This is a genomic window from Stenotrophomonas sp. STEN020, assembly GCF_056760195.1.
This window is the reverse complement of the sequence record NZ_JBRREI010000054.1, coordinates 1-24,424: the sequence shown is the minus strand read 5'-3', so window position 1 is coordinate 24,424 and position 24,424 is coordinate 1. Positions and strand designations below refer to the sequence as shown.

The window sequence follows — 24,424 nt, the reverse complement described above, 5'->3', positions numbered from 1 at the left end:
GTTTCCATGTCCGACATCTTCAACGATGCCGCGCTTGACCAGCTGTTCCGCACCGCCCGCACCCAGAACACGTTCCAGGACCGCCCGGTTGAGGACAGCCAGCTGCGTGCCCTCTACGACCTGCTGAAGTGGGCGCCCACCTCCGCCAACGCCAGTCCGGCGCGCTTTGTGTTCGTCAAATCGGCCGAAGCCAAGCAGAAGCTTGCCCCGGCCCTGTCCGAGGGCAACCTGGCCAAGACCCTGGCCGCCCCGGTCACGGCGATCGTTGGTTTCGATCTGGATTTCCACGAGAAGCTGCCCTACCTGTTCCCCCACACCGACGCCAAGGCCTGGTTTGACGGCCCGCGCGAAGGCCGCCACGAGGCTGCGTTCCGCAACGGCAGCCTGCAGGGTGCCTATCTGATCCTGGCCGCACGCGCGCTGGGCCTGGATGCGGGCCCGATGTCGGGCTTCGACCCGGCCAAGGTGGATGAAGCGTTTTTTGCCGGCACCGCCATCAAGTCCAATTTCCTCGTCAATCTGGGCTATGGCGACCCGACCGGCATCTTCCCGCGCTTGCCGCGGCTTTCCTTCGATGAAGCCGCGCGCATTGCCTGATTGCTGAAGTGTTCCACACGGCCACCGTCACACCGGCTGACGCCGTGCTTGTTGAAACTGACCCTGTTCTGTCTATCACCTCCAAGGAGAGATCCATGTCCGCTATGACCAAGTTGCTGCTCCCGCTGGCCCTGGCCGCTGCCATCACCGCCTGCTCCAAGCCGGCTGACACCGCTGCCCCGGCTGCCGCCCCGGCCGACACCGCCGCTGCGCCGGCCGATGCCGCTGCTGCTGCCCCGGCTGCCCCGGAAGCTGCTGCGATCCAGATCGCCGCCGGCACCTACAAGCTCGACCCGACCCACACCGACGTGCTGGTGCAGTGGAGCCACATGGGCTTCTCCAACCCGAGCGCCCACTTCGGCAATGCTGACGGCACCCTGGTGTACGACGCTGCCGACGTTGGCAAGTCCAGCGTGGAAGTGACCCTGCCGCTGAGCGGCTTGAACAGCTTCACCGCCAAGTTCGACGAGCACCTGCGCAGCGCCGATTTCTTCGATGCCGCCAAGTTCCCGACCGCCACCTTCAAGAGCACCAAGGTGGAAGCAGCCGGCACCAACAAGCTGACCGTGACCGGCGACCTGACCGTCAAGGGCATCACCAAGCCGGTGGTGTTGGACGTGACCGTCAACGGTGCCGGCGAGCACCCGATGGCCAAGGTGCCGTCGGTTGGCTTCGACGCCACCACCACCATCAAGCGCAGTGATTTCGGCGTGGGCGCCTACGCCCCGGCCGTCAGCGACGACGTCAAGATCCGCATCACCACCGAAGCCTCGATCCCGAAGGCCGAGGAAGCTGCCGCCAAGTAATCGCGTCAGCGGTTTCTTCGCAGCACGCAACAAACACAAAGGCCCGCCATTGGCGGGCCTTTGTCGTTCGGGCGCTCTGGCTTTTGTAGGAGCGGCGTAAGCCGCGAAGCCGATACATCATCAGTTGGCAAAGATGCGGATAGCTTCAATACCGTCAGCTTCGCGGCTTACGCCGCTCCTACAGATGAGCCCCAATCCGCGCTCAACCGATCTGTGCTGGTATCCCGGCAAGCCGCACATGCCCCACCAACTGCCGCAGATAGCCGCCCGCTGCACACAGCAGCGCATCGCCAATAGGCTTCAATATGCGCCGACCCCAGCGCTGATGGGAACACCGCGCATACGGCAGCAGCACATCCGAAAAGATCACCATCAGCTGCGCGGAAAAAAACGCGAGCAGCATTTCCAGCCCCAATGCATCCAGTACAGGCACCAAGGTAGCCAGTTCCGGGTTGGAGACGATGCACAGAATTACGACGGTGGTAAGCAAGGCGGCCGCTCGGCCGCGCCAGTTGCGGCTTTTCATGGGTGCATCATCAAGGGAATTTGAAAACAATGCGTTTCAATATGGAGAGTCGGTCCGCCAGCTGCTGCTCCGTGTCCGCTACCAGCCAGATGTGAGCGACATAGCCCGACTCTCGATCAAGCGACAGTAGCGTTTGGCGAGATAGATCCGATGCCGAGGTGCCGGCATCTTGCCGGTACCAGGTGACGCGACGGGCAGCAACTTCGCCGCCTCCGATGGGAGTTGCGAGCTCTGGCCTGAAGCTTGGATGATTGCCGAGGTAGATGCCAAAAGCCGTCTCAGTGGAACCATTCGCTTGGGCTCTGCAGATATCAAAATCAATCCCCTCGCTGTAGGTCCACTCAAGCCCGGAGCCTATCGGTAGCGCCGGGCACTGATCGGCCGAGCGCGCAACAACTTGCGGCGCTGCAAGCAGCAGAAAGCTGAGTAACCAGAAACGTTCCATGTGCTCACCAACGCATGAGTGGCCAGATGCATCACCTGAACCATAGCAAGCATCGGTAGCGGCATCATCATTCACATGTCTGGAAACTTGGGTTGGACGTGCTGGTTGAGCTAAGAGCTTTCCTATGTTGTTGGGCAAGAGCCTCGTTTCCGGTTTGTTCCGGGCCAGGCTCGTCCAACCGCACCTTGCCTGCGCCAGCCGCCGTCTCGGCAACGGACGGAACCGGTTTCTCTCCCGCCAGCTGCCTCGCCAGCTCGACATTGGCGATATGCCCATGCATGAACAGTAGATCGGCGTAAACGCTCATTTCCTTGCTCCGTGTTGAGAGTGGATTGAGGTTAGTTCCGGGATATAGTCCGTAAAAGCGAGCATCCCTCAAGCGCGTATTGAGAAGAACTCAAGCCTCATGTCCAAGCCGCCACTCCAGTTTCTGCAGGGCTTCGTGCTTGCCGCGCGTATGGGCAATATGTCGCGCGCCGCCGAGGCGATGAATGTCACCGTCAGCGCTTTGAGCCATCAGATGCGCCAGCTGGAGCAGCGGCTCGGCTATCCGCTGCTGCTACGGCAGGCACGCGGTGTTGCGCCGACGCAGGAAGGGCGGCGTCTGCTCGACCAGGTTGGCCCGCACCTGGATGCGATCAACGAGGTCTTCCGCCCGTTCCAGGCGCGGCGTGATTGCGTGTTGTCGATCAGCGCGGTGCCGACGATGGCGTCGGCCTGGCTGGTGCCGCGTTTGGGCCGCTTCGTGGCGGCGCACCCGCAGATCGAGATCAACCTGCAATCCAATCAGCTACTGATCGATTTCGAACGGCAGCTGCAGTTCGATGCGGCGATGCGCATTGGCGATGGCCGCTGGCCGGGGGTTATCGCAGAGCCCTTGATCGATGAATGGCTGGTGCCAATGGCCAGCCGGGCATTGGTCGAACGCATGGGCGGCATCGATGCGAAGCCGCTGTCGGAGTGGCCGCTGCTGGGCGACCCGGATGGCGAATGGGATCGCTGGTTCGCGCTGATCGGCGCAAAGGCGCCCAAGCGCTACGTTGCGATCTTCGATGATTCCGAATCGCATCATCGTGCCGCGCTGGAGGGTGTTGGGGTGGCGCTGGGGCGGGTGACGCGTGCGCAGCTGCTGCTGCAGTCGGGCCAGTTGCTGATGCTCTCCGACAAGCGCCTGAAGACAGCGTGGTCGCATTGGTTGGTTTACCCCGAGCGCTCGACCAGCCATCGCGGTTTCCAGGCGTTCCGCGAATGGCTGCATGCGGAAGCCGCTGCGTATCGTGAGCACATGGGCGAGCAGCGCTGAGGTTGGTAGTCAGCCTGCATTGCCTGTTGACCAGATTCTTACTTGATCCAAGGTGCAAATATTCGCAAGCGCTGCGGCCGCGAAGACAGCGTAAACGCTACCAACATCGCGGCAGCGCTCAAGGCCATTACCCAGACCAGCACCGCCATCGTTGCGTGATCCACCGCCAGGCACAGCGCCAATGCAATGCAGATGCTGCAGCTGCCAAGGATGCGCAGCAGTCGCAGGACGCTGGGTGATGGCTCTCGCTGCCACACCTGCAATGCATGCACCTGCATCGACAGCGCCAGCCAGGCCATGCCGGCAAGACTGCTCAACAACGCGGCGCAGAGCATCAGGTTGGCGGACAGGGAGTCATGCATGAGCGTTCTCCCGGTGTGCGGCCTGTTTTGCATGCGCGCGCTGGCCAAGCTTGCGTGCGGCAATGACGGCGACGGCGGCGCTGCCGAGCAGGAACAGATCGATGCCTGCCACCGGCCAATAGCCGCGCGACAGCGTGCGCAGCAAGTGATCGCCAGTGGTGATCCAGTTCAGAGCAACCGCTGCTACGGCCATCACCGCGATGGCCCAGGTCTGCTCGCGCCACGCCGGGTTGGTGAGCCCACGCGCTACAGGCGCGCCACGCATTCCTGCGTGCACCAGCGCCAACGCCCAGACCGCCCAGAACGCATAGCGCTCCCAGTCGCCACGGCCGGGCAGGGCTTCTGGAAGCAGACGGTTGGCAATCAGGATGCCGAGTGTAGCCAGCAGCATACCGGTGACCGTGGTCACCGCCAGTGCGTCGACGATGCGTGCACCCTGGCTGCCTTGTTGCGCGTGCTGGCGCTTGCGCTTCTCGACAAAGAAGATGAAACCGGTGGCAATGCAGACCGCGCCGGCGATGCCACCGAACACGTACAGCCAACGCAGCAGCCAATGGCGGAAGTGCTGCAGGTGCAGGCCGGTGAGGAACTCGGCCATGCGTGCAACCGGCGTTGCAGCTGGATCCTCACGGATCAGCTTGCCGTCTGACGATTTGAAATGGATGCCATCGCCTACCAAGGCGATGCGGTCGGTACCGGCACGGTAGACACTGACGTAGCCATTGGCATCGCCAAGGTGCTGCAGCACCAGGAAGCCGACATCGCCGGCCTTGTCGTTGGCCTCCCAGCGCCGCTGCGCCTGCGCCACCATCGCATCCACCGATGCCAGCCCGGCAGCTGCGCCTGCGCGCTGATGCGGCAGGCCGGTTTCCTGCGCTTCCATCCGCTCGTGCAGGTCATGCAGATCGTGCAGCTGGGTGTGACCGACCGGAAAGTAATAGGTGCCGGCAAAGATCAGCAGACCGGTCAGCGCGAAGAAGAAGTGGAACGGCAGCGCCACCACGCCGGTGAGGTTGTGCAGGTCCAGCACGCTGCGCAGCCTGGCCTTGCCTGGGCGGAACGTGAAGAACTCGCGGAAGATCTTCCGGTGCATCACCACACCGCTGATCAACGCGGCCAGCATGACCAATGCGGAGAAGCCGACGATCCAGATGCCCAGGTTCTTCCAGTCCAGGGTCAGGCCGTAGTGCAGTGGAAAGAAGAAGCCGCTGCCGATTTTCAAATGGTCGTCTGGCAGCACGCTGCCATCGCGCGGATCGATGGTGGCATAGGCCCAAATCAGCTCTTCCGGATCCTTGGCATTGGGTACCTGATAGCCGGCATACAGCGCCAGAACCGGATCACGGTGGGTTGTATATGCACTCCAGCTGGCGACCTTGTCGAAGTGCGTGGGCATCGGCCCGTTGACGCGCGGGCGCATCGCATCGATGGCTGCCGTGTTCGGCTGCATGCGCTCGAAGGCGGGCCGCAGCACCTTCTCGAAGGACGGCATCGGTTGCGCTTCGATGCGGGTGGCGGGGATCGCCCAACGGTCGATTTCACGATCGAAGACAGACAGCGCGCCGAAGAAGAACGCCGCCATCAGCACGAAGCCCAGCACCAAGCCGAACCAAGTGTGCAACCACGCCATTGCTTGCCGGAAACTATTGAACATGCGCTTCTCCGGTCATGCCAGCAGGGATTGGACCAATGATGCGGCGCCTGCCATCAGCAGCCCGCCGCCCAGCAGTACCACCCATACGCGCAGCAGGCGCTGGGTTGCGATGCTCCACAGGAATACCGTCACGTAGGCGATCAGGCCGATGAAGGCGCCAAGGAACTCGGCATCGTGGAAGTCCAGCTTGGCTGCGAACAACAGGCAGGTTGCCAATGCCACCGTGCCCCATGCGAAGACGTAGCCGCCGAACATGGCAGCCAGTACGCGCAGCACGATCTGGCGTCGTGAGCGGGAGGGCGTGGCGATGGTGGTTGGTTGGGACATGTTGGTGGTGGCGTCTCAGGTATCAGTTTCGTTGGAGCGTTGCTTGAGCCCCTCTCCCTCCGGGAGAGGGGTTGGGGAGAGGGCGAGGGTCGGGGTGAAGGTGAGGTTGTAGCGAAGTGCTACCCCACCTCCCGCCCGCTGGGCACCCTCTCCAATCACCGTCCTCAGAACCGCCAGTCAAAACTCAGCTGGTAGTTCCTCGGCGCACCGTAGTACCCAATTTGATAGAGGCTGTTGATGTACTTCTGATCGGTGAGATTGTTGATGTTGGCGCGGATCGTTGCGTTGGGCAGCACGTCCCAGGCGACGAAGGCGTTGAGCACCGCATAGCTGCTCTGGCGCACCACCATGTTGGTATAGCTTTCCTTGGTGGAGGTATTGCTCTGCCAGCGGCCGCCGAGGCCGAACGACAGCGCTTCGTAACTGGGCAGACGCGAGGTCAGCATCAGGTTGGCCGTACGTCGCGGCACCCAGGTGTAGGTGCTGCCACCGTCCTGGTTGCTCATTTTCAGCTGGGTGTAGCCGAATACCAGGTTGGTGTTGTCGCTGAGCTTGCCGGTGGCTTCGAACTCCACGCCCTTGGACTCCACGTCCACGCCGTAGTACCAGTAGTTGGCGGTGGCGAAGTCATAGCCGCCATAGGTGGACAGGTTTTCCTGCTTGGCCTTGAACAGCGCCAGCGTGGTCAGCAGGCGGCGGTCCAGCCATTCGGCCTTGATGCCGACTTCGTAGTTCACACCCTTGGTTGGGTCCAGGTAGACATGCTTGATGTCGTACTGGTCCTGCGGCTGGTAGATGTCGGAGTAGCTGACATAGCCAAGCACGCTGTCATTGAAGTCCCAGGTCAAGCCGGCATAAGGGCTGATATGGTCTTCGGTCTGGTTGAAGGGCACGCCGTTGTTGCCGTCGCGGTGGTACTCGGCCCAGTTGAAGCCGATCACCGACTTCAGGCGATCGGTGAAGCTCAGCCGGGTCGCACCATAGCCGCGCTTCAGGCGCTGGTTGGTCCAGTTGGATCTGGTACGCGGACCCCATTGCGGCTCGGCAATGGCGTTGCCTGCATAGGGGAAAGCGGGCAATGCGCCAAACGAAGGATCGCTGCTATCTACCGGGTGGTCCCAGGTGGTCTCTTCGCTCTTGGCGATGCTGAAACCGAACACGGCTTCCTGCTCGCGGCCGAACAATTGGAAACGACCATTCAAGGTGATATCGCCCAGGTGCGAGCTGCCCTGGTCGATGCCCTTGTACGACCAGCCAACCAGGCCTTCGGCGGTGAGCGGATCCAGTCCGGTGGTGGTGTAGGCGAAGAACAGCTGGTCATCGCTGCCACTCTTGCGGTAGTTGTACGAGGCCTTCACCTGCCAGTCCGCACCCAACTGGTGGGTGTATTCGGTGAAGGCGGTTTCGGTCTTGGTATCCCAGTAGGTCCAGTCCTGGGTGGTGGAGGCGCTGCGGCTCCAGGATGCCTGGCTACCATCAGCGTTGACGAAGGTCAGCGCGCCCCACATGTTCTGGTCGCTGTTGGCCTTCTGCCACGAATAACCCACGGTCAGCGTGCCGTTGTCGCCAATCTGGCCATCGACCACGCCGTAGAAGAAGTTGCGGTCGGTATTGAAGCCGCGCAGATAGGAGTCGGCGTCTTCATGTGCAGCCGCCACCCGTCCGGCCCAGCGGCCGTCCTCGGTGAATGGTGTGGCGTAGTCGATCTCGACGCGGCGTTTTCCCCACGAGCCAACACTGACGCCGAGCTGGCCCTTGGCCTCGTTGGTCGGCCGCTTGCGCACGTAGTTGATGGTGCCCGAGGCGTTGCCCACGCCGGTGAGCAGGCCATTGGCGCCGCGGATCACCTCGAGCTTTTCGTAGCCGAAGGCATCCATGGCGCCGGTGACGATGCCCCAGTCATTGGGCAGGCCGACGCCGTCGATCTGGGTGTTCTTGATGTCGAAACCGCGCGCCACGTAGTTGGTGCGGTTGGTTTCCCATTCCTCCACCTGGATGCCGGTGGCCAGGCGCAGCGCGTCGTTGATGTTGTCGATGCCGAACTGCTGCATCTGCTCACCGCTGACCAGGCTGATCGACTGCGGGGTTTCCTTGATATCCAGATCAAGGTTGGTGGCACCGTTGCTGACCCGGTTGGCGCGCTGCGATACCACGCGCACCGTATCCAGTTGGGTAGCGGTGTCATTTTCCGTGCCGGAGGCAGTTGCAGGTGCGTTCTGCGGCGCGGCCAGGGCGGAGCCGCAGCTACTGGCCAGAGCCAGGCAGATGGCGACCTTCAGACGATTGCCGACGCTGCGGAACGGGAACGATGAGCCAGCGGCTTGAGCCGGGCGGGCGAGGGGGCGACTGGGGTGCATGAGCGAGCCTGAACGTATTTAGATAACGGATTGACCACGGGCGGGGCGGTCCCGCTTCCGTTGCGGGTGGGAACTGCGCTCAAGCGGGCGGCGATGTTAGTGAGAAATTAAATGCGAATGATTCGCACTTTGCAACCTCTCGGGTAGTCAGCTTCTGTCGAAAAGCCGCCTAGGCCGGCGCGGCGAGCCGGCTTAGGCCGACAAAGCCGAGCCCGAATGGGGCTGATCCTCTCCGCTCTGGCGGCTCCTTGTATGCTTTGGCCGACGCCCGAGCCGAGGTGAAGATGTCCAACGCGCTTCATGCATATGTTGAACGTCGTGGTCTCATGCAACGCCTCGCCTGGGCACTGCTCTGGCTGGCCTTGGCGGCGCTGAGCCTGCATTTCCTGCTCGCCATCCATGGCCAATACCGGCACCTGGACCCCGAGCACTACACCATGTACTGGTCGCGGCGCGGCTGGTTGTGGCTGCACATAGCCGGTGGGGTGCTGGGCATCGTGCTCGGCCCGTTGCAGTTTCTGACCCGCTGGCCGCGTGCCTGGCCGCGCCTGCATCGCTGGTTGGGGCGCAGCTATATCAGCGGCATGTTGCTGGCCTGTGCAGCAGCGGTGGGGTTGATCGCTACCTCGCCGGCGCCTGCCTTGATCACCACGGCGTTTGCCGGCACGGCGCTGGCCTGGTTGCTGACCGCCTTGGTGGCGATGATCAGCATCCGTCGTGGTCACATCGCACGGCATCGCTGCTGGATGACGCGGGCCTATCTGGTCACGCTGGCGCCGGTGGTGTTCCGGCTGTTGCTGCCGGCGTGGATAGCGAGCGGGCGTGTGCCCAGCCCGGATGCCATCGCGCTGCTGTTGTGGAGCAGCTGGGTGTTGCCCCTGCTGCTGCATGGCCTGCTGTCGAGCGCGTGGACGCGGTGGCGGGGGCGAGTGTCGTCGATGGCAGCTCCGGCGGGGTGATGCTTCTCGCTGCCGGCGACAGGCACTGCGGCTGGTGGGCGATTCAACGCTCAGCGGGCGAGCGGGCAGCGCCACGTAGTATCGGAATGAAGCGCACCGCCATGCCAACCAGCAGGAAGGCCACCAGCATCGCCGCCGAGTTCGCCAGCACCTTGGCAAGACCAATCTTGGCGACATCGATGAAGTAGTACGGATACATGCCGGTCAGTTCGCCGCGGAGCAACGCGTAGATGAAGTAACCGATCGGATAGATGCACCATGCCAGCGGCGCGAGCACGCCAAGTCGGGTTCGGGGAGCAAACACCACCCAATAGCCAAGCGCGCAGAGTGGCACCACGTAGTGCAATAGGTAGTCTGCAACCAGCTGCAAACCCTGCGGACTCCAGGCATTGCGCAGCAGCACGTGGTAGCCCGCACCAACCATGACGATCGAGGTGATCGCACAGCCGAGTACCTCGGGTTTGGCGAAGAACTGGCCTGGACCTGCTGCCCCAGCGAAAAGCGGCAAGCTAGCTGCAAGCGCGACGAACAGATTGGTAAGCACCGTGAAATAGGCGAAGAAAGCGAGCGTGCCGTGGATGACGCCACGGCCGTTGGACAACGCCAGTTCGATCGACAGGTAGAGCTGCAGCAGCAGGGCCAACCATGCGACGGCCGCCAGCAATGCCAGCATCATTCTGTCGAGTGCATGCGGCTTCGTCTTCATCTGGTCTCCGATGGAGTTCAACTGCCTGGATGGGCAGAGTAGCGCAGTACCAACATCAGCCCGCAAGCAAGCGGCGTATCAGTCCGCAGCCACCAAAGCCCCTTTCCCTCAGGGGCTAGGTCAGGCTGCTTGCGAACCACTGGTTTGCAGCCTGATTTGGCGCCCTCGCGCTGGTCGCAAGGGCCGGGGCGCGGAGTGGGGGGAGAGGGTGACGCAAGTGGCGCTGCTGGCACGTGCGGGAAAGCTGCAATGCTCTGCTCCGTCTCCAGCAATGCCTTCACAACTCATCCCACCGGCAGGAACCGCGTCACCTTGTTTTTGAGCAACTGCACCAGTATCGGATCCATATAGTCGTAGTCATCCGGTATATCCAGGCAGATGACCCGCTTGCCATCCAGATGGACGCGGAACTTCTTCGACAGCTTGTTGCGATGGGCTTTCTCCATCACGAAGATCAGGTCCGCCCAAGCCAGCAGCTCTGGTGACACCGGCGTATTGGCATCATTTCCCAGTCCGGCTGATTGCGTTTCAATACCCGGCCAGTTGGCGAAGACCTGCTCTCCGGTAGGACTGCGCAGGCGGTTCTGGGTACAGATGAAAAGGACGTTGCATGGCATGACGGCTCCCTTGAAGTCTGGTGCTTGCTCAGGTGGAAAGTGTGTGGGGTGCGGCTCGACTGCCGCGGCGCAGGAGCATTGCAGTGAACACGGCAACCGCCAGCAGCGGCCAACCGAAGAACAATCCCCGGAAAAGCAGTGAGCCGTTCACAAGCCCGATCAGAACCAATGAAACCAGGCTGCCACAGCCGAAACCTATCCAGATAAATGTGCTGTTGAAGGTGTGCTGGTCAGTGCCAAGCACGAAATAGGCACGCCACAACGCGACGATGCCGAGCCAGCCGCCGACCAGGCAGCTCAGTACCAATACGGCATTGCCCTGATGTTCCTGACGTTGGATCGAGTCCAGTGCGAACATCAGGCCCAACGCGCTGTAGAACAACGCCACCAACGTACTTGGCAGGATCACTACGAAGCCGATCAGGTGGGCTAGAAAATTCGTTCGCATGTGATCCTTCACGGTGGAGTGCAGACTGCGCCGCAGGCAGTTTAATGGCGAGATTGGCAGCGCGTGGTCGACGCAACCGCCGCAAGCCTGTGCGGAGTCCTGCAAAAGCGCGATCAGCGGGTATCCGTTTCCACCACCACCGCAGTTCCGTAGCAGAGCACTTCGGTGAGCCCCGTCATCAGCTCGGTGGCGTCATAGCGCACGCCGATGATTGCATTGGCGCCAAGCTGGCGGGCGTGGGTGACCATGTCACGGTAGGTTTCATCGCGGGCCTGTTCGCACAGCTCCGTGTAGATGGTGATGTTGCCGCCGAAGATGGTCTGCAAGCCGCCCAGAAAATTGCCAACGATGGAGCGCGAGCGCACGGTGATGCCGCGGACCAGGCCCAGGTTGCGCACGGCGCGATAGCCCGGCAGTTCCAGGGCAGTAGTGATCATCGCGTCGTTGAGCAGAGCGGGTGCCGTGCGGCTGGAGGAGGTGTTGTAAGGGTCGGTCATGGTGGGTGCCGGTGAGGCGCATCAGGAATTCGAGTATGCGTGCATTCCAGTGCCTGGCACCATCGCCCACGGCGCAAGGCAGGTGGGAGCCGGCCCGCGGAGCGGGCCGGGAGTATGAAAATCAGGCGGACCTAACCAGCGCTGCCGTTGCTTTGCGTACCACTGGCAACAGCAACAACAGGATGGGGAAGGCGACCAGCCACGAGATGCCCCAGGCAGCGAGCCACTTGGAGCCGAGTTGCGGCGACATGCCGATGCTCTTCAAGGTGCTGATCAAGGAGACGACGCAGGTCATCAGGATGGACAGCAGCAAGGGCATGATCAAGGCGCCATAGCGCATGGGAAGCTTGGGGATGCCAAATGCGATGGTGGTTTTGTTTGTAGCGTTCACGGTGATCTCCTGGATCCGGTCAAGCAATGGCGCCTATCACCCACGGGAGGGCGAACAGCCCCGGCAATGCCGGAGTTGATGGGCGCGTTGGTTGACGTGAACGCTTACGGCCATCGCGGGAACCGCGAGGACGCGCGAATGGTAGAAGTTGAGGTCGCGTCTGGCAAGCGTCGGCACGCCATCGCCAGCCTGGCTGTCAACGGTGTTTGGTGCGTGGCTGGTGCAGGCCGGTGATCCGGGTAACACGGCCGATGGCGACCCTGCGCGGACCTTCATGGCAGTAGAAGCGGGTACCCACCTCGATGCGTTTGCGATGGATGCTTGCGCGCATCTCGTCGACCACCACCATCATTCGAGCAGGCATTTCGATACCCAAGGGCAGTGCCTGGTCCACCGGCAGGCTGTCGCCGTCAACGGTGTGGAAGTCTGGCCAGATCATGTAGAGCTGGTCGTTGCAATCATCTTCGGCATACGAAAAGTCCCAGCGGATGCCATTGAATGGTGACGTCCTGCGTCCGCCTTCGGTCGGGGTAAGGATTCGGATGCTCGCTTCGAAGTCGTCCTCCATGGGGTAAAGCCGTTCCATCGCTATCGGTTCCTGACGTCACAGAACGGTGTCGAAAGTATCACTAGTGCTGTCCTGCCTCTGATCTTGCCGCTGTTCATTGCCCCACCATTTCGCGCAGTTCAATCACCCGGCCAATGTTCAGCTGCATCGGGCAGAACGAGTACATGGGCGAGCCCACGTACGAGCCAGCCAGCTCGCAGTGCAGGTCACGGTAAACAAGCCATGACTTCTGTGCGCGCTCAAGCTTAGCTGCATCATCTGCGTTCTCTGCCAGCAGCCTGCTGTAGAGGGCGCGGTACAGGCGCGTCATCTCTGCCTTGGCTCCATCCGAAGCGGCGGTGGAGCATGCTTCGACCGTGCCGTTGTTTATCCCGCCGGCCTTGGCAAGGCAGTCGCTGTAGACCTGTTGGTGATCCAGCGGGGTTTCTGCAGCTGCTGCAGCAAGGCTTGGTAGCAACAAGAGGACGAGGATAAGACATCGCATCGTGCATAACCTGTGGGTCGGCGGCTGCAGCAGCCTTGGTGGTCGTGTTCCGCCAGCTGCGGCATGCCGTGGATCAGCGACGTGTGAGTTCCTGCCCATCGACCGTCATCTTCCAGCTGCCTTCCACTTGATGCGGTGGCGCCGACACGACGAAGCGGGTGGTCAACGGCCCAACCCCGACGATGAAGTCATCGCCTTCATAGGCCTTGATCGGTGCATCCAGTGACTTGCTGGTGGATGGGCTGGGTTTGTGTTTGTAGACAACGCGCCCGCTTGCGTCGATAAGCAGAAAGGTGGTGGTCGATTCCCAGGTGCCAACATAGTCCTGCTTGTCTGCAGGCACGGGCTTGCCGCAGGCGGCCAGCAGGCATGTGAACAGCAAACCAAGCAGGGCGTTGCGGCCGCGGCGCAGCAAGGGCTGCGGCCGCATCGTGCTATGGGCGGCGGCGTGTGAGTTGGTGCCTCGCATTCTGGCGTCCTGTCTTTGAGCGGCTGATCGGGTTGTAGAAACTGGCATCAATCTGCCAACGAATGGCTTGGGCAGCAAGCTAGCGCAGTCTGGACTTCTTCGAGGACTCCAACGCGAAGGTAGCTCGCCAACCGCGATGGAAACGGCTTGATATGTCCGCTATTCATCCTGGTGCAGGTGCCCTCGGTACAGCCTCACTGCGTTGCCGAGAACGACGCGTGATAGGCGACCGATCCCTGTGGCATCGCCGCGCCGAATGAAAGCGCCTGAAAATATTCGGCAGGCACACCGGGAAGTGTGAGCGCGGCGTTCGCTTCGAATCCAAACCGCGCGTAGTAGGCCGGCTCGCCCAGCACCACGCAGCCGGCAGCGCCGAGCGCACGAAGATGGTTGAGCGTTTCTTCGATCAGTTGCGTGCCGATGCCTTGACCTTGCAACGGCGGCACGACCGACACCGGTCCGAGCCCATACCAGCCGATGTCGACGTCATCGATGGTTACCGGCGAGGCGGCAACGTGGCCAACGACTGCGCCGGACTGCTCCGCAACCAGGGAGACAGCAAGCTGCCCAGAGCGGCGCAATGCAGCCACGATGAACTGTTCGGTGTGACTGCTGTGCTCAGCTTTGGCGAAGGCGGCGACCGTCACTGCGTCGATGGCTGCGATGTCGGCGGGTGTTTCCTGGCGGATCTGGATATTCATGGGATCAGGATGTGGCGTCTACAGGGACTGACTCGGATGCGGAAGCATATCGGTTTGGCTGTACGACCCCACTCACTTGCAGCCAAGGGTGACGATGGGTTCAAGGTAGGCAGGGAGCGTGCCGGCGTTATCCATGGCCGCAAGCGCATCAAAGCGGGGGATGCGCGCGGCCGGGTCGGTGGCCAGCAAAGCCTTGTAGGCCTTGAGCATGCTACGCATGCCTGCAAGCTGCGAGGGTTGCAGCGCGCCTTTCTGCGATGGGTTGGCGATCTGGAAGGCGGCGCTGCCGAAGATGAACTGCGCCAACAACTCTGGACCATTCGGGACGCCATTGGCGGGTACTGGCGTCAGTACATCCGGGCAGACGTAGTCCACCGCGTCCTTGGTGCTGTCTTCCCATTCAAGCAGCAGGGCGCGGATGCTGGTCGCCTCCGGGTGTCGTGGCTGCGCTTCCAGCAGGGCGGTCAGGCCCACAACCTGGGAGCTGTCGACTTTCAGTGCGCCGTCGTCCTTGGCGACACTGCCAAGGGGGAGAAGCAGCGAGAGCGCGAGCACCTGCCTGGGGAATCGCATTGCATTGCCTCCTGGAACGACAACGGCTTGCTACTGCCGACAGAACCCGGAACGCCCCGTGAGGGGCAGAGGAACGACCCCATTGATCATTGAACGAGATGGGGAGCTGCTCAATCAATCCTTCAGGGTGAACGAAAGCAGCTTCGCGCATCTGCTGTGCATGCACTGTGCTTTTGTCCGTGCCAGGCACCGCAGGCGGGTGCTGCCGTTGGCAGCAGCTCGTCCACCGTCGCCAAATGGGGCGCCGTACGCTGCTACCTGCAGGCGGCGCTGACCTGCTGGTCCAGGTTGGCACGCATATCGGCCGTCGCCTGTGCGCCCGCCGCAGCCAGCGCGGCGGTGCGCATTGCCTTGGCACCATCACAGCTCTCGTTAGCTGCGGTGGTCGTATAGCGGACCTGGGCACGTCGCTGGCCAGGTCCGACCGGCGCAGTGGATAGTGCTTGGGTGGGGTTGGACGTTGAAGGCGATGCATAGCGGCGCAGGGAGGTTTCTCCCTCGCGGCACGGAATGGACTGGTAAGTGGTTGCACCCTCCGGGCTGCTGCACTTGTACACGGCTTGGGCATGCGCCGTGGGCAGGGTGAACCAAAGCGTGGCGGATGTGAGCAGAGCGAGACAGACCGGTTTCATTGACGCTCCATACGACAAGCTGAATAGGGGGCGACGATTATGTCCGGTTGCGGAAAGCGAATCTGGAACCACTCCGCCTTTTTGGAAAGGCGGGGCGGACGGATCAGGGCATTCCTGCTACTTGTGGACAAGGACGCATGCGCGGGGGACTCTGCGTGGGCTCAGTTCGCGGCTGAAGGCGGCGCCGATATTACGTTGTCGATCCAATCAGCGTAGTGGCTGATGCGGACATTGCAGGCGACCTGACCATAGCGTCCGGGCCGTGCGGTCAGCACGTTGCCCTGCACAACCTTCCAGGAGCCCAACCCGGCGAGCAACCACTGATCACCTCTCCGTATCAACGCAGGGCCGCCGCTGTCCCCGTTCCCGAGCACGCCTTCCAGTGGCAAGGCCGAAGCTGGTGCATCGAACACGTAGCAGAGCCAGCGGTCATACGCGCTGCTTGCTTTGTTGAAGGCGCGGCGCAGTTCGGTGCGGTTGGGGCCACTGGGGTCGTGGCCGATGTCACCGGTGCCGGTAGCCCCTTTGCCGATCAGTTTGATGATCTGGCCAGCCTCATCGTCGCGCTGGTAGCGCGCCACCGGTGCCACGTCAGTCACCGGTTGGCTTAGCTTGATCAACGCGATGTCGTCCGATGACGCCAGAAACACCACGATCAACATTGCCTCGCCGCTGGCCGTGGCCTGGTCGATAAGCGTCTGTGGCAGCGTCCTGTAACCCGGGTGGATGATGACGCGCTCAACCTCTCGGGGCAGCCCATTGATGACCACCTGCTTGAGTTCGGCATGTTGCGGCAAGGTGTGTGCGGCAGTGACGGCCCACTGCGGAGCAATCAAACTGCCATGGCCCTCGCCGGGCATGTCGACCAGCGCGGGGAACTCGCTGCTGGGAATCCGGTACCCGGCGTCATCAACATCGTGGCGGATGACGATGGCTGCAGCGGGCAAGGACCCAGCCAGCAGCAGTGCGAACAACAGGAATCGTTTCATCTTGGATCAGGCTCGGTGACTGGAGATTACTTCGGCAAGACAGACCAGCCGGACATTGTGCGCCCATCGATACGTCGTCGCCGCTACAAGAAGCGAAATCTGCGTGGCGATTTCAGGTGAGTAGCCAGCTGGGTTCTGCGTGGTCCTGGTTCCGGTCGAGCAGGGCGCCGTTCCGGCGGCCTATTCTTTGGAATCATCGGTTGCGGATTGTTGGTGCAGGTGTCGTGCGGCCTTGCCAAGCGAATAGGCCGTTGCCATCTGGAAAATCAGAAATGCAGCCAGCGCCAGGAGCACCAGGATCAGGATAGCTGGAGGGATGGGATGCCCGGTCAGTACAGATCCAACGATGATGAGGCCAGTGCTGATGCCGATGTACAGGATGGAGTTGGCTTTGCGTCGCATGCGGGCGATCAACCTGTTTCTTTCGGCTTCCTTTGCAGCAGAGATATCGTTTTCCATGTTTTTACACTCCTTGTAGGTTCTCAACGCTTGGGGGGATATCGCGACAATCCTGTTTGTCAGGCCGGGAACTCATTGAAGCGACTGAGCTTTCCGTCCGGATTGTGCGGATAGTGAAGCGACGCTGTCGCGTACTCTCGATTCTGTAAAAGAAAGCTGCCCAGATGCTTTGACTCTATCGAGACGCGTGGTCACCGGCAGTCCTTTCCCGCGCCGCGATCCTCTCAACCAGCGTATCGATCGCCGTCTCCATGGCGCGAGCGGTCTGGTCACCACTCTGGTTGGTGATGACGAAGATGCCAAGGTCATACTTCGGGATGATGTAGATATAGCATTGCGAACGGGGTACACCACCATGATGGGCATAGTAAGTGCCTTTCAAGCGGTCGCCGCTGACGATGTTCCAGAAATAGCCGATGCTGAACTCTGGATCGAAGTTGACCAGCGTACGATGGGATTCCTCCACTACGGGTCCGTTGGCCAGTTGGAATCTCAGGTACTTCACCATTTCCGGAACGGTCGCTTTCACGTTTCCGGATGCACCCCATGGCAGCTGCGGCATCGGCGTGGTCGGCACCGGGTTGTCACTGTGATAGCCGGGTGCAAGCCGGCTGGCGTCAGTGTCGTCAAGCCGGATTCTGACATCACTCATCGCCGCAGAATCTTGCAGGAACCCGCGCAGTAGCGACTCGTAGTCGCGCTTGTAGACGACTTCCAGGATATGCGCCACCAGTTCGGTTCCGGTGCTGGAATACGCATATTCCTTTCCAGGAGCGCGGCCAATTTCGACGGCATGCAGGTCCCTGAAGAAGTCAGCCTTACCGTAATTCGCATAGATGGCGTTGAGCTCGCCGGGCGTACGCTGATCGGTGAAGTCGGCCAGGACGGTGTTGGTGCGCTCTGGCAGCATGTTCGGCAAGCCGCTGGTATGCGACAGCAGATGGCGGACACGGATGGGTTCGTCCTTGTATCGCAGGTTCGGATAGTCACTTTGCAGATACATCCGGATATCGTCATCCAAGCTGAGCCTGCGCTCCAGAACAGCGTTCGCCATCAGCGTCCCGGCCAGCGTCTTGCTCAAGGAGCCGATTTCGTAGAGCGTCGCATCGGTTGGAGGCCCAGGTTTGCTGGCTTCCATATCGCCGCGATGACGGATGATCTCTTCGCCCCGATATACAACTGCGATCGAGGTCGAATGGAGCAGGGGCTGTTCGATCAGCGTTGCGGCAACCTCGTCGATGTCTGTTCCAAGATCTTTCGTCGGGGCCGCCGTTCCGGTGCAGCCCGAGACCAAGAGTGCCGCGGACAGCGCGGCGCAGTTGAACCACGCCAAATTTCGAACAAACATCGAAGTCGCTTGCATGCGTCGGTGCTTTCAGAAGAGGTTTGAAAAGGGGGTTACGGTAGCCGAGTGCCGAGTGGATAGAAGGCTTCAGTGGTTCTGGATCTATAGACGCCATCTTCCTGGTACATCAACTGGGCGCCGCCCCATAGTGTGTCCGGGAACTTCGTAAGTTGTTCTATCTGTGCATTGATGTGCGGGAAGGTGATCAGCTCCATTGCCGCGTTTGTGCTCAACCACCTGATCTCGTCAATTATTTCTGGTGCTTTTGCCTCGCCGCTTTCAACCCTGGCGGAGTACACGAGCCTCGTTGAGATCTCATTGTTCTGATCAGTTTTCAGGGTGAACACTCCTCTCAAGCTTGGAGTGGAAATCTTCAGTCCATAGCTGCCCGCGAGCTCATCAAGTCCTTCCTTGATGGTTAGACGGTTGTCTTGATACCAGCCGGGCGTTACCCAGCGGGTTGAGTTCTTGACTTTGACAACCATCAATTCATTTTTCTCGTTGAAAACAAGCAAACGATGGAAGGTGGATGGCTTGGACTCTTCTTGGGCGAAAACTGGCTGGGAGAAAAGTGCAAGAAGTAACATTAGCAATTTCTTCAAAGTAGCCTCCATGTATGTTCTGCGGCACAACGTTGGGACTACGCCGGTCTGGGTAGCGTATTTGGCTTGAGTGAACTGTTTAGCGGTTGCGGTCACTGATTGGCTCGCCGACAAATATTGCCTCGCTTGTGCCCCCCAGCGCGAGGTGATCATGCCACAGCTTGGGGCCAGCGCTTGCGCGGGAAATCTTGTCGAGCGCTGCCGCCTGAGCGCGATGAAATGGTTGCGGGAAGGCAGTGAAGCGCTATCCGCAGCAGCGAGCTTGCCCATGCCAGAAGCAGTCGGCGCCGCTGCCCGGATCAGAGTGGCGACTTATCGAAGATGCGTCGAAAGAAGAAGGACAGCTAACTGAGGACACCGCCACCTCAAGCTGGGCCGGGAATCATCTTCGGCTTGAATGAACTGTCAGGCCCCCGCCGCACGCCACACCAAATAGGCTGTTGTTGATGCCACCGCCAGTGTGCAAAAACCGATCACACACGCTGCGTCAGCTGAAATGTTCCGAGGTAGTGGTCGCCCGGAATGACACTTGGACTTCATTCGGCGCTTGAAGTCCCAAGGTTCGACACTGTAGTAGCCAAGCGAGAACACTGGGACGACGATCCGGCCAATAATGTAACCGAGACCATACAGCACGACCTCGAAGGCACCACGGAAGATGATCTCTGTGAGCAGGGTTGCGGGCATGTTTTGGGGCTCAACACCTGGGTTAAGCCGCGCCGCGAAGCGGCGCTGGCTTGAATGAACTGTCAGCTCCCTGCCGGGGCCGCCCTTACTATTCCGAAGATCGCACGGAAGCGCTCTCCAAGGGTTTCTTCCTTGAAGTCTTTGAACTCACCGGCGTCAAAGAAGACACCATGACAGAAGCCGCACGACTCATACGAGATATGCGGTTGCCCTGCCACCACCATGCCAAACAGCTGTTGCTGGTCCTTGGGGCACTTGCCTGTTCCGGTGTTGGACGGAACTGCGGTCTTGGGCGAGTAGTCGATCCGCTTGGAGCCACTGAGCTGTTTGAGTTCCTCATGCTCGAAGGCGTCAAACCATAGACCGCCGCAGCCGGAACACCGATCGATCTCCACGTTCTCGTGAACAATCGGCTTTAATTCTGAGTCGCACTTCGGACACTTCATTTGAGTTGCTCCATGAGGGAAAGTTTGGGAATCAGACCGGGCGTGAGGCGGCTTCGGCTTGCTTGAACTGTTGGATCACATCTCTCCGAAGAACGATGAGATGTCGAAATAGATGCGGCGGGTCTCGCCTGTGGGCAGCTGGATTTCAATGAGGTCCATTGGGGACGGCCTTATGAGTAGCGATTGGGACTCAATCGTTGCTCCAGGGTAGTTCCGACCGATCCAGGCCTTTTCCTCTCCAATGCTCGATACTTTGACTGCGGTCTTGGTGGTTAGGCCGTCGGCACTGAAGCTCGAGGCAACGCCGCGATTGACCGATGTCGAGTTACAGCCGGCGAGCAGAAGCGAAAGCATTGCGATGACGAGTACGCGATTCACGAATCCCTCCATGTGATCCAACTCTGGAACTGGGCCGACCCGCGCAGCGGGTTCGGATTGAGTGAACTGTTAGGCCCCAAACCGCTGCACTAGAGACTTGCATGCTGGCAGTGCGCGCGGTGTTGCCCATAGGATTGCAGATTGTATCTCTGGCTCCAGTCTTGCCAATGCGTCTGGCGCCCAATGCTTCCGGGAAGCTCCAACTGGCAGGGCGTCAATCTCTGACGAGATCATGGCAAAGGCCAAGAAATCTGGATCGGACTCATCTACCTCAATCTCGCAGCAGAGAGCGGCGAGACAATGGCACCCTTCCAGGATAGGAATCTCGCCAGATATGACCCCGGCCGCTATCTTGGCTGCTTCTTGACGAGCGGACTGTACGTATTTTTCGTGTGTCATGTGCTCAGCCATTGGGGCTCAACTCTGGAATTGAACCGGGTCGCGTAGCGGCGTCGGCTTGAAAGAACTATTAGGTATGAGCTACTGCCACGCCAAGGCTTCGGCGTTGCCTGTTGCCTTGTCAACCGTTACGGTGAATCCCTTGCAGTCAAAAGTCCATTTTTCGCTACAAGTTGAGTAGTCGAATGACCAGACAGAGTTCATTGGGTCAGCGAATCCGGACGGGCCGGTGTTGGTTGGCTCCCCAAATTTGCTCAAGTCATATCCCACTCTAGTTGCTTCGGCATTGGCGATAAGTACCGCGTCATGGCGAGAATCCAGCCAGGCGACGTGCTTGTCTGCGGGAGCACTGTTGGCCGCGCAACCTGCAGTAATTAGCATGGTGGACGTGGCAATAGTCAGCAATGCTGCTCTCATGTCCGACTCCGGGATTGAGCCGACTCGCGGAGCGAGTTTGGCTTGAAAGAACTGTTAGGTCTCGCTTGGCGTGGCAAGGTAGACGCAGAGGCTTGATGCTCCTGCGACAAGCTCAACTATCACAGAGTGCTGGCTGTCTGGATCGGTGAACTCAAGCCGGGCTCCATCCGTATACCCCTGCTGATTGGTCATGAGCCAAGTCCACTGCAATGGTTTGCCGATGCAAGAGGTCCATGGAGCATTTATGGTTTGGCGGGAGGGGTCTGAGTATGAGCCGGAACTTACCGCAATTGTGTCGTCGTCAGCTACGGCAGAAAATGAGATCGTAAGCGTGTCGAATTGCAGCTCTACAGCCATGATGGGCGGATAGCTGGGATCAAGCAGGATCTCCCGAACTTGTCGGAGATTGCCTCTGTAATAGCAAGCATTTCTGAGTAGTTCGAGTATGCGGCTGGTGGACTAACTCTGGAATTTTGCCGACCCGCAAAGCGGGTTCGGTTTGAGTGAATTTTTAGGCCGCGTGCCAATCACTGCAGTCAGCCCGATTTGTATACCCGGCCGTTGCTCGAAGTGATAACTGGTTGGGTGTGCAAAAGAATAGCCGGTCTTGTCCCAAGGGGCCGGAGTCGCGTACAGGAACAGTGACGTCACGTCCTTGCCAGAGAATCCGTGCTTTTCAAGTAGCGCTCTAGCGGTGACCTGAAGGGTCGTTGGTGCCAAGCGAAGGGGCTCAAACTCTCTGGCGTTTGGTGGGTAGGGCGCCATGGCCAGTAGATAATTTTCTGTGGCGTCTGCACCTGCTGAACGAAGTGCTTGGGCTAGATGGGGAGAGGTGTAGCTAAGGTCACTGCCAGCATGATGTGCAAGGTTGTGAGCTACACCTGCGAGTGTGGATATCTTGCTCATAGTGGCCTAGCTCCGGAATTTAGCAGACCCGCGAAGCGGGTTCGGCTTGAACACAATTCTAGGCGCGACACCGCTGTTGGCTGTGAATTCAAAGTCCCCAGATTGCATCTCGAAGCGCCTCCCATAGATCCTTAAGTTTCTTTCGACTTCCCATGAAGAAAAGGACTCGTACCAGCTGTATCAGGGCGGCGACTAGAAGAGCAAGGAATCCAATCAGTCCAATTGTGTCCCTGAATAAGATTCCTGCGATAGCGAGGATGACAAGTGCCGCCAGAACGGCTAAATCGGACTTCCGCATTTCTCTATTCGTAGCCGCGGTCATTGCGCTTAACCCCGGAATTAAGCCGACTCGCGAAGCGAGTTCGGCTTGAATGAACTGTTAGCGCCAAACCGGTCGTCAACAGCCGAAAAGTACGACAGGGCCAAGATCGCTCCCCAGATGGTTGTGGAGGCTTCAAACAAAGCTGCCTCCAACCCAGAAGACAAGGGCGCCCCCATGAGCGGATAGATCAGGAAGCCCGCAAGCGTTGAGTACAAAGAGAGCGAGCGTGCCCAGCGCTTGAAGAAGAACAATCCCACGAACCCGACCAGCCAAGTTATGACCAAGCCGCCAAAGACGAGCCCCATAAGCCAAATGTTACTCATGAGCCAAGTTGCCGGCTCATTGTCATAGGCCAGTTGGAGGGTCTCAGAATGGTTCGGGAATAACCCAGCAACGATCGCCGTTACCGTTAGGGCGAGGTATGTCCAGAGCAGTTTTAGGTAGCGAGAGTCTGTCATTTGAGCACTAGCTCCGGAATTAAGCCGCGCCGCGTAGCGGCGTCGGCTTGAATGAATTGTTAGACGATGGCCAGGGACTCATCGGCTGCAATGTCACCGTATTCTGGTTGCCACGGAAAGCGATGGTGTCGATCCGGAAGGAACATGACCACAGCACTAAATGGCTTGTCTTGGTAGTAGCGAAGAGCCGTACCCAAGTACTCCCCGAAACAATCAGGGCGCACAGGCTTGAAGACAACCTTGTAGCCACCCGCAAGAACGTCCGGATCCTCAACATTGGGGCAGATTGTGTGGCCGCCGCGGAGTAGTTGAGCGCACTCATTGAGCAGCGCATGAGCCTTCTCTTGCTCCAGGCCAAAAACTAGAACCTCTGGCGCCCCGAAAGACTTCGCAAAGCCAATCGAGTAGCTGAACTTGTCGTGGGCTTCTTGGGTGGGGAAGATATGGAGGCAGTGCCACCCGTACTCCCGAATGTTGTCCGAGATTCTTTGGTTCTGAGTGGCGAGATCTTGATCCATCGTCTAACTCTGGAATTAAGCCGCGCCGCGAAGCGGCGTCGGCTTGAATGAACTGTTAGGCCCGAACCGAGGCATCAGGATGCAGGGCCACGTATGCATCTAGTCGTGAGGCTAGATTGCCTTTGTACTCATAAAACTCAGTGTCAAGGCGATCCATCTCGGCCTGGTACTCGGGATTGCCTGAGAATCCCTCATGCTGCGACCATCGTTCTGCCCGGTTCCGAGAGGGTGATGAGCTGGGAAACCAAAAAATTGCGCGTGCTAGGAGTCTGTGGGAATGGGTTGCGCCGACAACCTCAAGGTGCCCAAGGATCTCTTGGCAATGGTTGCCGAGAGAATTTGTGAAGAGCTGGTCAAAGCCGCCGTTGTGTACCTCTCCGTCAAGGCGCCAGAGTAAGTAGACGAGACGTGCCTCCGTCGAAAGCCGGTCAATGTGCTCCGTGACCCGGTCACCCTTATCAAAGACTGTGTTCAGTGCGGCACCGAAGATCTGATATGCCGGCTCATCGCTCTTGAGTGCATCAGAGAATCGCATCGCTTCCCTTAGGGCCTAACTCTGGAATTAAGCCGACCCGCGCAGCGGGTTCGGCTTGAATGAATGGTTAGACGTGCTTACGCAGACCAGCAGTACAGCGGACTGCCAAACACGCCATGTGCCCCAAGATTGCTCGGCTCCTTGCCCCAAAAGCAATAGAACCTATCTTGCTCTGGTTGGTAGACAAGCCAGTAGCCCGCGTTATGGGCAATGCACTGGCCAGAAATTTTGCTGCCGATAGCCGTATCAGGAAAGCCAGGTTCTTGCACGAGGGCACTCACCTGGAATGGCTCACAAAGATGCCGGCGGATACTGTCCGCCAGGCCCGCGTAATAGGCGGAAGCATCCACTCCGGAATTGACGTACACATCCGAAGTGTCGGACAGGGCCGACTCAAATCTGGCAATTGGCGATGCTGTCTCTTGCACGTCTAACTCTGGAATTAAGCCGCGTCGCGTAGCGGCGTCGGCTTGAATGAATTGTTAGGCACCACCAGCGGCTGTCTAGCCACCGGTCTTGCCCACCCAGCCCGCCTCAACAG

General features: G+C 59.9%; 35 protein-coding genes. 5 read left to right on the top strand and 30 right to left on the bottom strand.

Features of this window, described 5'->3' with window-relative positions; all coding sequences use genetic code 11:
• Positions 1-6: 6 nt before the first annotated feature.
• Both ACVOLZ_RS18200 and ACVOLZ_RS18195 read left to right on the top strand, forming a co-directional pair.
• Positions 7-597: a malonic semialdehyde reductase gene (locus tag ACVOLZ_RS18200; protein ID WP_481517351.1), complete on the top strand. Its 591-nt coding sequence runs from the start codon at positions 7-9 to the stop codon at positions 595-597.
• Positions 598-692: 95 nt separating this feature from the next.
• A complete protein-coding gene (locus ACVOLZ_RS18195; protein ID WP_481517350.1) occupies positions 693-1,403 on the top strand; it encodes a YceI family protein in 711 nt (236 codons plus the stop codon).
• A 202-nt stretch (positions 1,404-1,605) separates the two neighbouring features.
• On the opposite strand, the gene ACVOLZ_RS18190 is transcribed toward ACVOLZ_RS18195, so the two are convergent.
• The 3 genes from ACVOLZ_RS18190 to ACVOLZ_RS18180 form a co-directional block, all read right to left on the bottom strand.
• The gene (locus ACVOLZ_RS18190) at positions 1,606-1,929 is read right to left on the bottom strand and encodes a hypothetical protein (protein WP_481517349.1); all 324 of its coding nucleotides are present in this window, start codon (positions 1,927-1,929) and stop codon (positions 1,606-1,608) included.
• A gap of 10 nt (positions 1,930-1,939) precedes the next feature.
• The gene (locus ACVOLZ_RS18185; protein ID WP_481517348.1) at positions 1,940-2,374 is read right to left on the bottom strand and encodes a hypothetical protein; all 435 of its coding nucleotides are present in this window, start codon (positions 2,372-2,374) and stop codon (positions 1,940-1,942) included.
• 67 nt (positions 2,375-2,441) lie between these two features.
• Positions 2,442-2,681: a hypothetical protein gene (locus tag ACVOLZ_RS18180; RefSeq protein ID WP_481517347.1), complete on the bottom strand. Its 240-nt coding sequence runs from the start codon at positions 2,679-2,681 to the stop codon at positions 2,442-2,444.
• Between the two features lie 99 nt (positions 2,682-2,780).
• Between ACVOLZ_RS18180 and ACVOLZ_RS18175 the strand changes: the two genes are divergently transcribed.
• A complete protein-coding gene (locus tag ACVOLZ_RS18175) occupies positions 2,781-3,677 on the top strand; it encodes a LysR substrate-binding domain-containing protein (protein ID WP_481517346.1) in 897 nt (298 codons plus the stop codon).
• A gap of 38 nt (positions 3,678-3,715) precedes the next feature.
• On the opposite strand, the gene ACVOLZ_RS18170 is transcribed toward ACVOLZ_RS18175, so the two are convergent.
• From ACVOLZ_RS18170 to ACVOLZ_RS18155, 4 genes are all read right to left on the bottom strand, one after another.
• Positions 3,716-4,039, bottom strand: a complete 324-nt coding sequence (locus tag ACVOLZ_RS18170; RefSeq protein ID WP_481517345.1) for a DUF3325 domain-containing protein — start codon at positions 4,037-4,039, stop codon at positions 3,716-3,718.
• Entirely contained in the window at positions 4,032-5,693 is a 1,662-nt protein-coding gene (locus ACVOLZ_RS18165) for a PepSY-associated TM helix domain-containing protein (RefSeq protein ID WP_481517344.1), read from the bottom strand. The genes ACVOLZ_RS18170 and ACVOLZ_RS18165 overlap by 8 nt, the downstream gene beginning before the upstream one ends.
• Before the next feature lie 12 nt (positions 5,694-5,705).
• On the bottom strand, positions 5,706-6,020 hold the full coding sequence (locus ACVOLZ_RS18160; RefSeq protein WP_481517343.1) for an iron uptake protein: 315 nt from the start codon (positions 6,018-6,020) through the stop codon (positions 5,706-5,708).
• Between the two features lie 164 nt (positions 6,021-6,184).
• Positions 6,185-8,377 carry a TonB-dependent siderophore receptor gene (locus tag ACVOLZ_RS18155; protein WP_481517342.1) on the bottom strand — a complete coding sequence of 731 codons (2,193 nt, stop codon included), beginning with the start codon at positions 8,375-8,377 and terminating at the stop codon, positions 6,185-6,187.
• Between the two features lie 326 nt (positions 8,378-8,703).
• Here ACVOLZ_RS18155 and ACVOLZ_RS18150 point away from each other — a divergent pair, with 326 nt between their 5' ends.
• Positions 8,704-9,336 carry a DUF2306 domain-containing protein gene (locus ACVOLZ_RS18150; RefSeq protein WP_481517341.1) on the top strand — a complete coding sequence of 211 codons (633 nt, stop codon included), beginning with the start codon at positions 8,704-8,706 and terminating at the stop codon, positions 9,334-9,336.
• Positions 9,337-9,379: 43 nt separating this feature from the next.
• Here ACVOLZ_RS18150 and ACVOLZ_RS18145 read toward each other — a convergent pair whose 3' ends face one another.
• The 15 genes from ACVOLZ_RS18145 to ACVOLZ_RS18075 all read right to left on the bottom strand — a co-directional run bounded on the left by ACVOLZ_RS18145 (position 9,380) and on the right by ACVOLZ_RS18075 (position 19,087).
• A complete protein-coding gene (locus tag ACVOLZ_RS18145; RefSeq protein ID WP_481517340.1) occupies positions 9,380-10,042 on the bottom strand; it encodes a Pr6Pr family membrane protein in 663 nt (220 codons plus the stop codon).
• 284 nt (positions 10,043-10,326) lie between these two features.
• Positions 10,327-10,659: a low molecular weight protein tyrosine phosphatase family protein gene (locus ACVOLZ_RS18140; protein WP_481517339.1), complete on the bottom strand. Its 333-nt coding sequence runs from the start codon at positions 10,657-10,659 to the stop codon at positions 10,327-10,329.
• Between the two features lie 28 nt (positions 10,660-10,687).
• A complete protein-coding gene (locus ACVOLZ_RS18135) occupies positions 10,688-11,212 on the bottom strand; it encodes a hypothetical protein (protein WP_481517338.1) in 525 nt (174 codons plus the stop codon).
• 8 nt (positions 11,213-11,220) lie between these two features.
• Positions 11,221-11,604, bottom strand: a complete 384-nt coding sequence (locus tag ACVOLZ_RS18130; RefSeq protein ID WP_481517337.1) for a YbjQ family protein — start codon at positions 11,602-11,604, stop codon at positions 11,221-11,223.
• Between the two features lie 121 nt (positions 11,605-11,725).
• Positions 11,726-11,995: a DUF2798 domain-containing protein gene (locus ACVOLZ_RS18125; RefSeq protein WP_481517336.1), complete on the bottom strand. Its 270-nt coding sequence runs from the start codon at positions 11,993-11,995 to the stop codon at positions 11,726-11,728.
• Between the two features lie 196 nt (positions 11,996-12,191).
• Positions 12,192-12,581 (bottom strand): hypothetical protein, encoded by a 390-nt coding sequence (locus ACVOLZ_RS18120; protein WP_481517335.1) that lies wholly within the window; start codon positions 12,579-12,581, stop codon positions 12,192-12,194.
• Between the two features lie 76 nt (positions 12,582-12,657).
• Complete coding sequence (locus ACVOLZ_RS18115; protein ID WP_481517334.1) at positions 12,658-13,047, bottom strand: lysozyme inhibitor LprI family protein; 390 nt, start codon at positions 13,045-13,047, stop codon at positions 12,658-12,660.
• 73 nt (positions 13,048-13,120) lie between these two features.
• Positions 13,121-13,516, bottom strand: a complete 396-nt coding sequence (locus ACVOLZ_RS18110; protein WP_481517333.1) for a hypothetical protein — start codon at positions 13,514-13,516, stop codon at positions 13,121-13,123.
• 194 nt (positions 13,517-13,710) lie between these two features.
• A complete protein-coding gene (locus ACVOLZ_RS18105; protein WP_481517332.1) occupies positions 13,711-14,217 on the bottom strand; it encodes a GNAT family N-acetyltransferase in 507 nt (168 codons plus the stop codon).
• A 72-nt stretch (positions 14,218-14,289) separates the two neighbouring features.
• On the bottom strand, positions 14,290-14,790 hold the full coding sequence (locus tag ACVOLZ_RS18100) for a hypothetical protein (protein ID WP_481517331.1): 501 nt from the start codon (positions 14,788-14,790) through the stop codon (positions 14,290-14,292).
• 254 nt (positions 14,791-15,044) lie between these two features.
• On the bottom strand, positions 15,045-15,422 hold the full coding sequence (locus ACVOLZ_RS18095; RefSeq protein ID WP_481517330.1) for a hypothetical protein: 378 nt from the start codon (positions 15,420-15,422) through the stop codon (positions 15,045-15,047).
• 161 nt (positions 15,423-15,583) lie between these two features.
• On the bottom strand, positions 15,584-16,411 hold the full coding sequence (locus tag ACVOLZ_RS18090) for a S1 family peptidase (protein WP_481517329.1): 828 nt from the start codon (positions 16,409-16,411) through the stop codon (positions 15,584-15,586).
• A 180-nt stretch (positions 16,412-16,591) separates the two neighbouring features.
• Complete coding sequence (locus tag ACVOLZ_RS18085; RefSeq protein WP_481517328.1) at positions 16,592-16,870, bottom strand: hypothetical protein; 279 nt, start codon at positions 16,868-16,870, stop codon at positions 16,592-16,594.
• A gap of 175 nt (positions 16,871-17,045) precedes the next feature.
• Positions 17,046-18,233: a serine hydrolase domain-containing protein gene (locus ACVOLZ_RS18080; protein ID WP_481517327.1), complete on the bottom strand. Its 1,188-nt coding sequence runs from the start codon at positions 18,231-18,233 to the stop codon at positions 17,046-17,048.
• Positions 18,234-18,268: 35 nt separating this feature from the next.
• Positions 18,269-19,087: a hypothetical protein gene (locus tag ACVOLZ_RS18075; RefSeq protein WP_481517326.1), complete on the bottom strand. Its 819-nt coding sequence runs from the start codon at positions 19,085-19,087 to the stop codon at positions 18,269-18,271.
• A 252-nt stretch (positions 19,088-19,339) separates the two neighbouring features.
• Here ACVOLZ_RS18075 and ACVOLZ_RS18070 point away from each other — a divergent pair, with 252 nt between their 5' ends.
• On the top strand, positions 19,340-19,558 hold the full coding sequence (locus ACVOLZ_RS18070) for a hypothetical protein (RefSeq protein WP_481517325.1): 219 nt from the start codon (positions 19,340-19,342) through the stop codon (positions 19,556-19,558).
• Positions 19,559-19,566: 8 nt separating this feature from the next.
• Here ACVOLZ_RS18070 and ACVOLZ_RS18065 read toward each other — a convergent pair whose 3' ends face one another.
• The 8 genes from ACVOLZ_RS18065 to ACVOLZ_RS18030 all read right to left on the bottom strand — a co-directional run bounded on the left by ACVOLZ_RS18065 (position 19,567) and on the right by ACVOLZ_RS18030 (position 23,883).
• Positions 19,567-19,950, bottom strand: a complete 384-nt coding sequence (locus tag ACVOLZ_RS18065) for a zf-TFIIB domain-containing protein (protein ID WP_481517324.1) — start codon at positions 19,948-19,950, stop codon at positions 19,567-19,569.
• Between the two features lie 75 nt (positions 19,951-20,025).
• Positions 20,026-20,328, bottom strand: a complete 303-nt coding sequence (locus tag ACVOLZ_RS18060) for a hypothetical protein (protein ID WP_481517323.1) — start codon at positions 20,326-20,328, stop codon at positions 20,026-20,028.
• A 480-nt stretch (positions 20,329-20,808) separates the two neighbouring features.
• A complete protein-coding gene (locus ACVOLZ_RS18055; protein WP_481517322.1) occupies positions 20,809-21,144 on the bottom strand; it encodes a hypothetical protein in 336 nt (111 codons plus the stop codon).
• 54 nt (positions 21,145-21,198) lie between these two features.
• Positions 21,199-21,501, bottom strand: a complete 303-nt coding sequence (locus tag ACVOLZ_RS18050; protein ID WP_481517321.1) for a DUF6334 family protein — start codon at positions 21,499-21,501, stop codon at positions 21,199-21,201.
• 102 nt (positions 21,502-21,603) lie between these two features.
• Positions 21,604-22,050, bottom strand: coding sequence for a hypothetical protein (locus tag ACVOLZ_RS18045; RefSeq protein WP_481517320.1), 447 nt, complete (start codon positions 22,048-22,050; stop codon positions 21,604-21,606).
• A gap of 339 nt (positions 22,051-22,389) precedes the next feature.
• Positions 22,390-22,830, bottom strand: coding sequence for a hypothetical protein (locus ACVOLZ_RS18040; RefSeq protein ID WP_481517319.1), 441 nt, complete (start codon positions 22,828-22,830; stop codon positions 22,390-22,392).
• 59 nt (positions 22,831-22,889) lie between these two features.
• Positions 22,890-23,348 (bottom strand): DUF4262 domain-containing protein, encoded by a 459-nt coding sequence (locus ACVOLZ_RS18035; RefSeq protein WP_481517318.1) that lies wholly within the window; start codon positions 23,346-23,348, stop codon positions 22,890-22,892.
• 55 nt (positions 23,349-23,403) lie between these two features.
• Positions 23,404-23,883: a DMP19 family protein gene (locus ACVOLZ_RS18030; RefSeq protein ID WP_481517317.1), complete on the bottom strand. Its 480-nt coding sequence runs from the start codon at positions 23,881-23,883 to the stop codon at positions 23,404-23,406.
• Between the last annotated feature and the right edge of the window lie 541 nt (positions 23,884-24,424).

Coding starts and splice junctions, on each gene's coding strand:
- ACVOLZ_RS18200 (WP_481517351.1), top strand. CDS start 7: ATGTCCGACATCTTCAACGATGCCGCGCTTGACCAGCTGTTCCGCACC.
- ACVOLZ_RS18195 (WP_481517350.1), top strand. CDS start 693: ATGTCCGCTATGACCAAGTTGCTGCTCCCGCTGGCCCTGGCCGCTGCC.
- ACVOLZ_RS18190 (WP_481517349.1), bottom strand. CDS start 1,929: ATGAAAAGCCGCAACTGGCGCGGCCGAGCGGCCGCCTTGCTTACCACC.
- ACVOLZ_RS18185 (WP_481517348.1), bottom strand. CDS start 2,374: ATGGAACGTTTCTGGTTACTCAGCTTTCTGCTGCTTGCAGCGCCGCAA.
- ACVOLZ_RS18180 (WP_481517347.1), bottom strand. CDS start 2,681: ATGAGCGTTTACGCCGATCTACTGTTCATGCATGGGCATATCGCCAAT.
- ACVOLZ_RS18175 (WP_481517346.1), top strand. CDS start 2,781: ATGTCCAAGCCGCCACTCCAGTTTCTGCAGGGCTTCGTGCTTGCCGCG.
- ACVOLZ_RS18170 (WP_481517345.1), bottom strand. CDS start 4,039: ATGCATGACTCCCTGTCCGCCAACCTGATGCTCTGCGCCGCGTTGTTG.
- ACVOLZ_RS18165 (WP_481517344.1), bottom strand. CDS start 5,693: ATGTTCAATAGTTTCCGGCAAGCAATGGCGTGGTTGCACACTTGGTTC.
- ACVOLZ_RS18160 (WP_481517343.1), bottom strand. CDS start 6,020: ATGTCCCAACCAACCACCATCGCCACGCCCTCCCGCTCACGACGCCAG.
- ACVOLZ_RS18155 (WP_481517342.1), bottom strand. CDS start 8,377: ATGCACCCCAGTCGCCCCCTCGCCCGCCCGGCTCAAGCCGCTGGCTCA.
- ACVOLZ_RS18150 (WP_481517341.1), top strand. CDS start 8,704: ATGCAACGCCTCGCCTGGGCACTGCTCTGGCTGGCCTTGGCGGCGCTG.
- ACVOLZ_RS18145 (WP_481517340.1), bottom strand. CDS start 10,042: ATGAAGACGAAGCCGCATGCACTCGACAGAATGATGCTGGCATTGCTG.
- ACVOLZ_RS18140 (WP_481517339.1), bottom strand. CDS start 10,659: ATGCCATGCAACGTCCTTTTCATCTGTACCCAGAACCGCCTGCGCAGT.
- ACVOLZ_RS18130 (WP_481517337.1), bottom strand. CDS start 11,604: ATGACCGACCCTTACAACACCTCCTCCAGCCGCACGGCACCCGCTCTG.
- ACVOLZ_RS18120 (WP_481517335.1), bottom strand. CDS start 12,581: ATGGAACGGCTTTACCCCATGGAGGACGACTTCGAAGCGAGCATCCGA.
- ACVOLZ_RS18115 (WP_481517334.1), bottom strand. CDS start 13,047: ATGCGATGTCTTATCCTCGTCCTCTTGTTGCTACCAAGCCTTGCTGCA.
- ACVOLZ_RS18110 (WP_481517333.1), bottom strand. CDS start 13,516: ATGCGAGGCACCAACTCACACGCCGCCGCCCATAGCACGATGCGGCCG.
- ACVOLZ_RS18105 (WP_481517332.1), bottom strand. CDS start 14,217: ATGAATATCCAGATCCGCCAGGAAACACCCGCCGACATCGCAGCCATC.
- ACVOLZ_RS18100 (WP_481517331.1), bottom strand. CDS start 14,790: ATGCGATTCCCCAGGCAGGTGCTCGCGCTCTCGCTGCTTCTCCCCCTT.
- ACVOLZ_RS18095 (WP_481517330.1), bottom strand. CDS start 15,422: ATGAAACCGGTCTGTCTCGCTCTGCTCACATCCGCCACGCTTTGGTTC.
- ACVOLZ_RS18090 (WP_481517329.1), bottom strand. CDS start 16,411: ATGAAACGATTCCTGTTGTTCGCACTGCTGCTGGCTGGGTCCTTGCCC.
- ACVOLZ_RS18085 (WP_481517328.1), bottom strand. CDS start 16,870: ATGGAAAACGATATCTCTGCTGCAAAGGAAGCCGAAAGAAACAGGTTG.
- ACVOLZ_RS18080 (WP_481517327.1), bottom strand. CDS start 18,233: ATGCAAGCGACTTCGATGTTTGTTCGAAATTTGGCGTGGTTCAACTGC.
- ACVOLZ_RS18075 (WP_481517326.1), bottom strand. CDS start 19,087: ATGGGCAAGCTCGCTGCTGCGGATAGCGCTTCACTGCCTTCCCGCAAC.
- ACVOLZ_RS18070 (WP_481517325.1), top strand. CDS start 19,340: ATGACACTTGGACTTCATTCGGCGCTTGAAGTCCCAAGGTTCGACACT.
- ACVOLZ_RS18065 (WP_481517324.1), bottom strand. CDS start 19,950: ATGAAGTGTCCGAAGTGCGACTCAGAATTAAAGCCGATTGTTCACGAG.
- ACVOLZ_RS18055 (WP_481517322.1), bottom strand. CDS start 21,144: ATGAGAGCAGCATTGCTGACTATTGCCACGTCCACCATGCTAATTACT.
- ACVOLZ_RS18050 (WP_481517321.1), bottom strand. CDS start 21,501: ATGGCTGTAGAGCTGCAATTCGACACGCTTACGATCTCATTTTCTGCC.
- ACVOLZ_RS18045 (WP_481517320.1), bottom strand. CDS start 22,050: ATGAGCAAGATATCCACACTCGCAGGTGTAGCTCACAACCTTGCACAT.
- ACVOLZ_RS18040 (WP_481517319.1), bottom strand. CDS start 22,830: ATGACAGACTCTCGCTACCTAAAACTGCTCTGGACATACCTCGCCCTA.
- ACVOLZ_RS18035 (WP_481517318.1), bottom strand. CDS start 23,348: ATGGATCAAGATCTCGCCACTCAGAACCAAAGAATCTCGGACAACATT.
- ACVOLZ_RS18030 (WP_481517317.1), bottom strand. CDS start 23,883: ATGCGATTCTCTGATGCACTCAAGAGCGATGAGCCGGCATATCAGATC.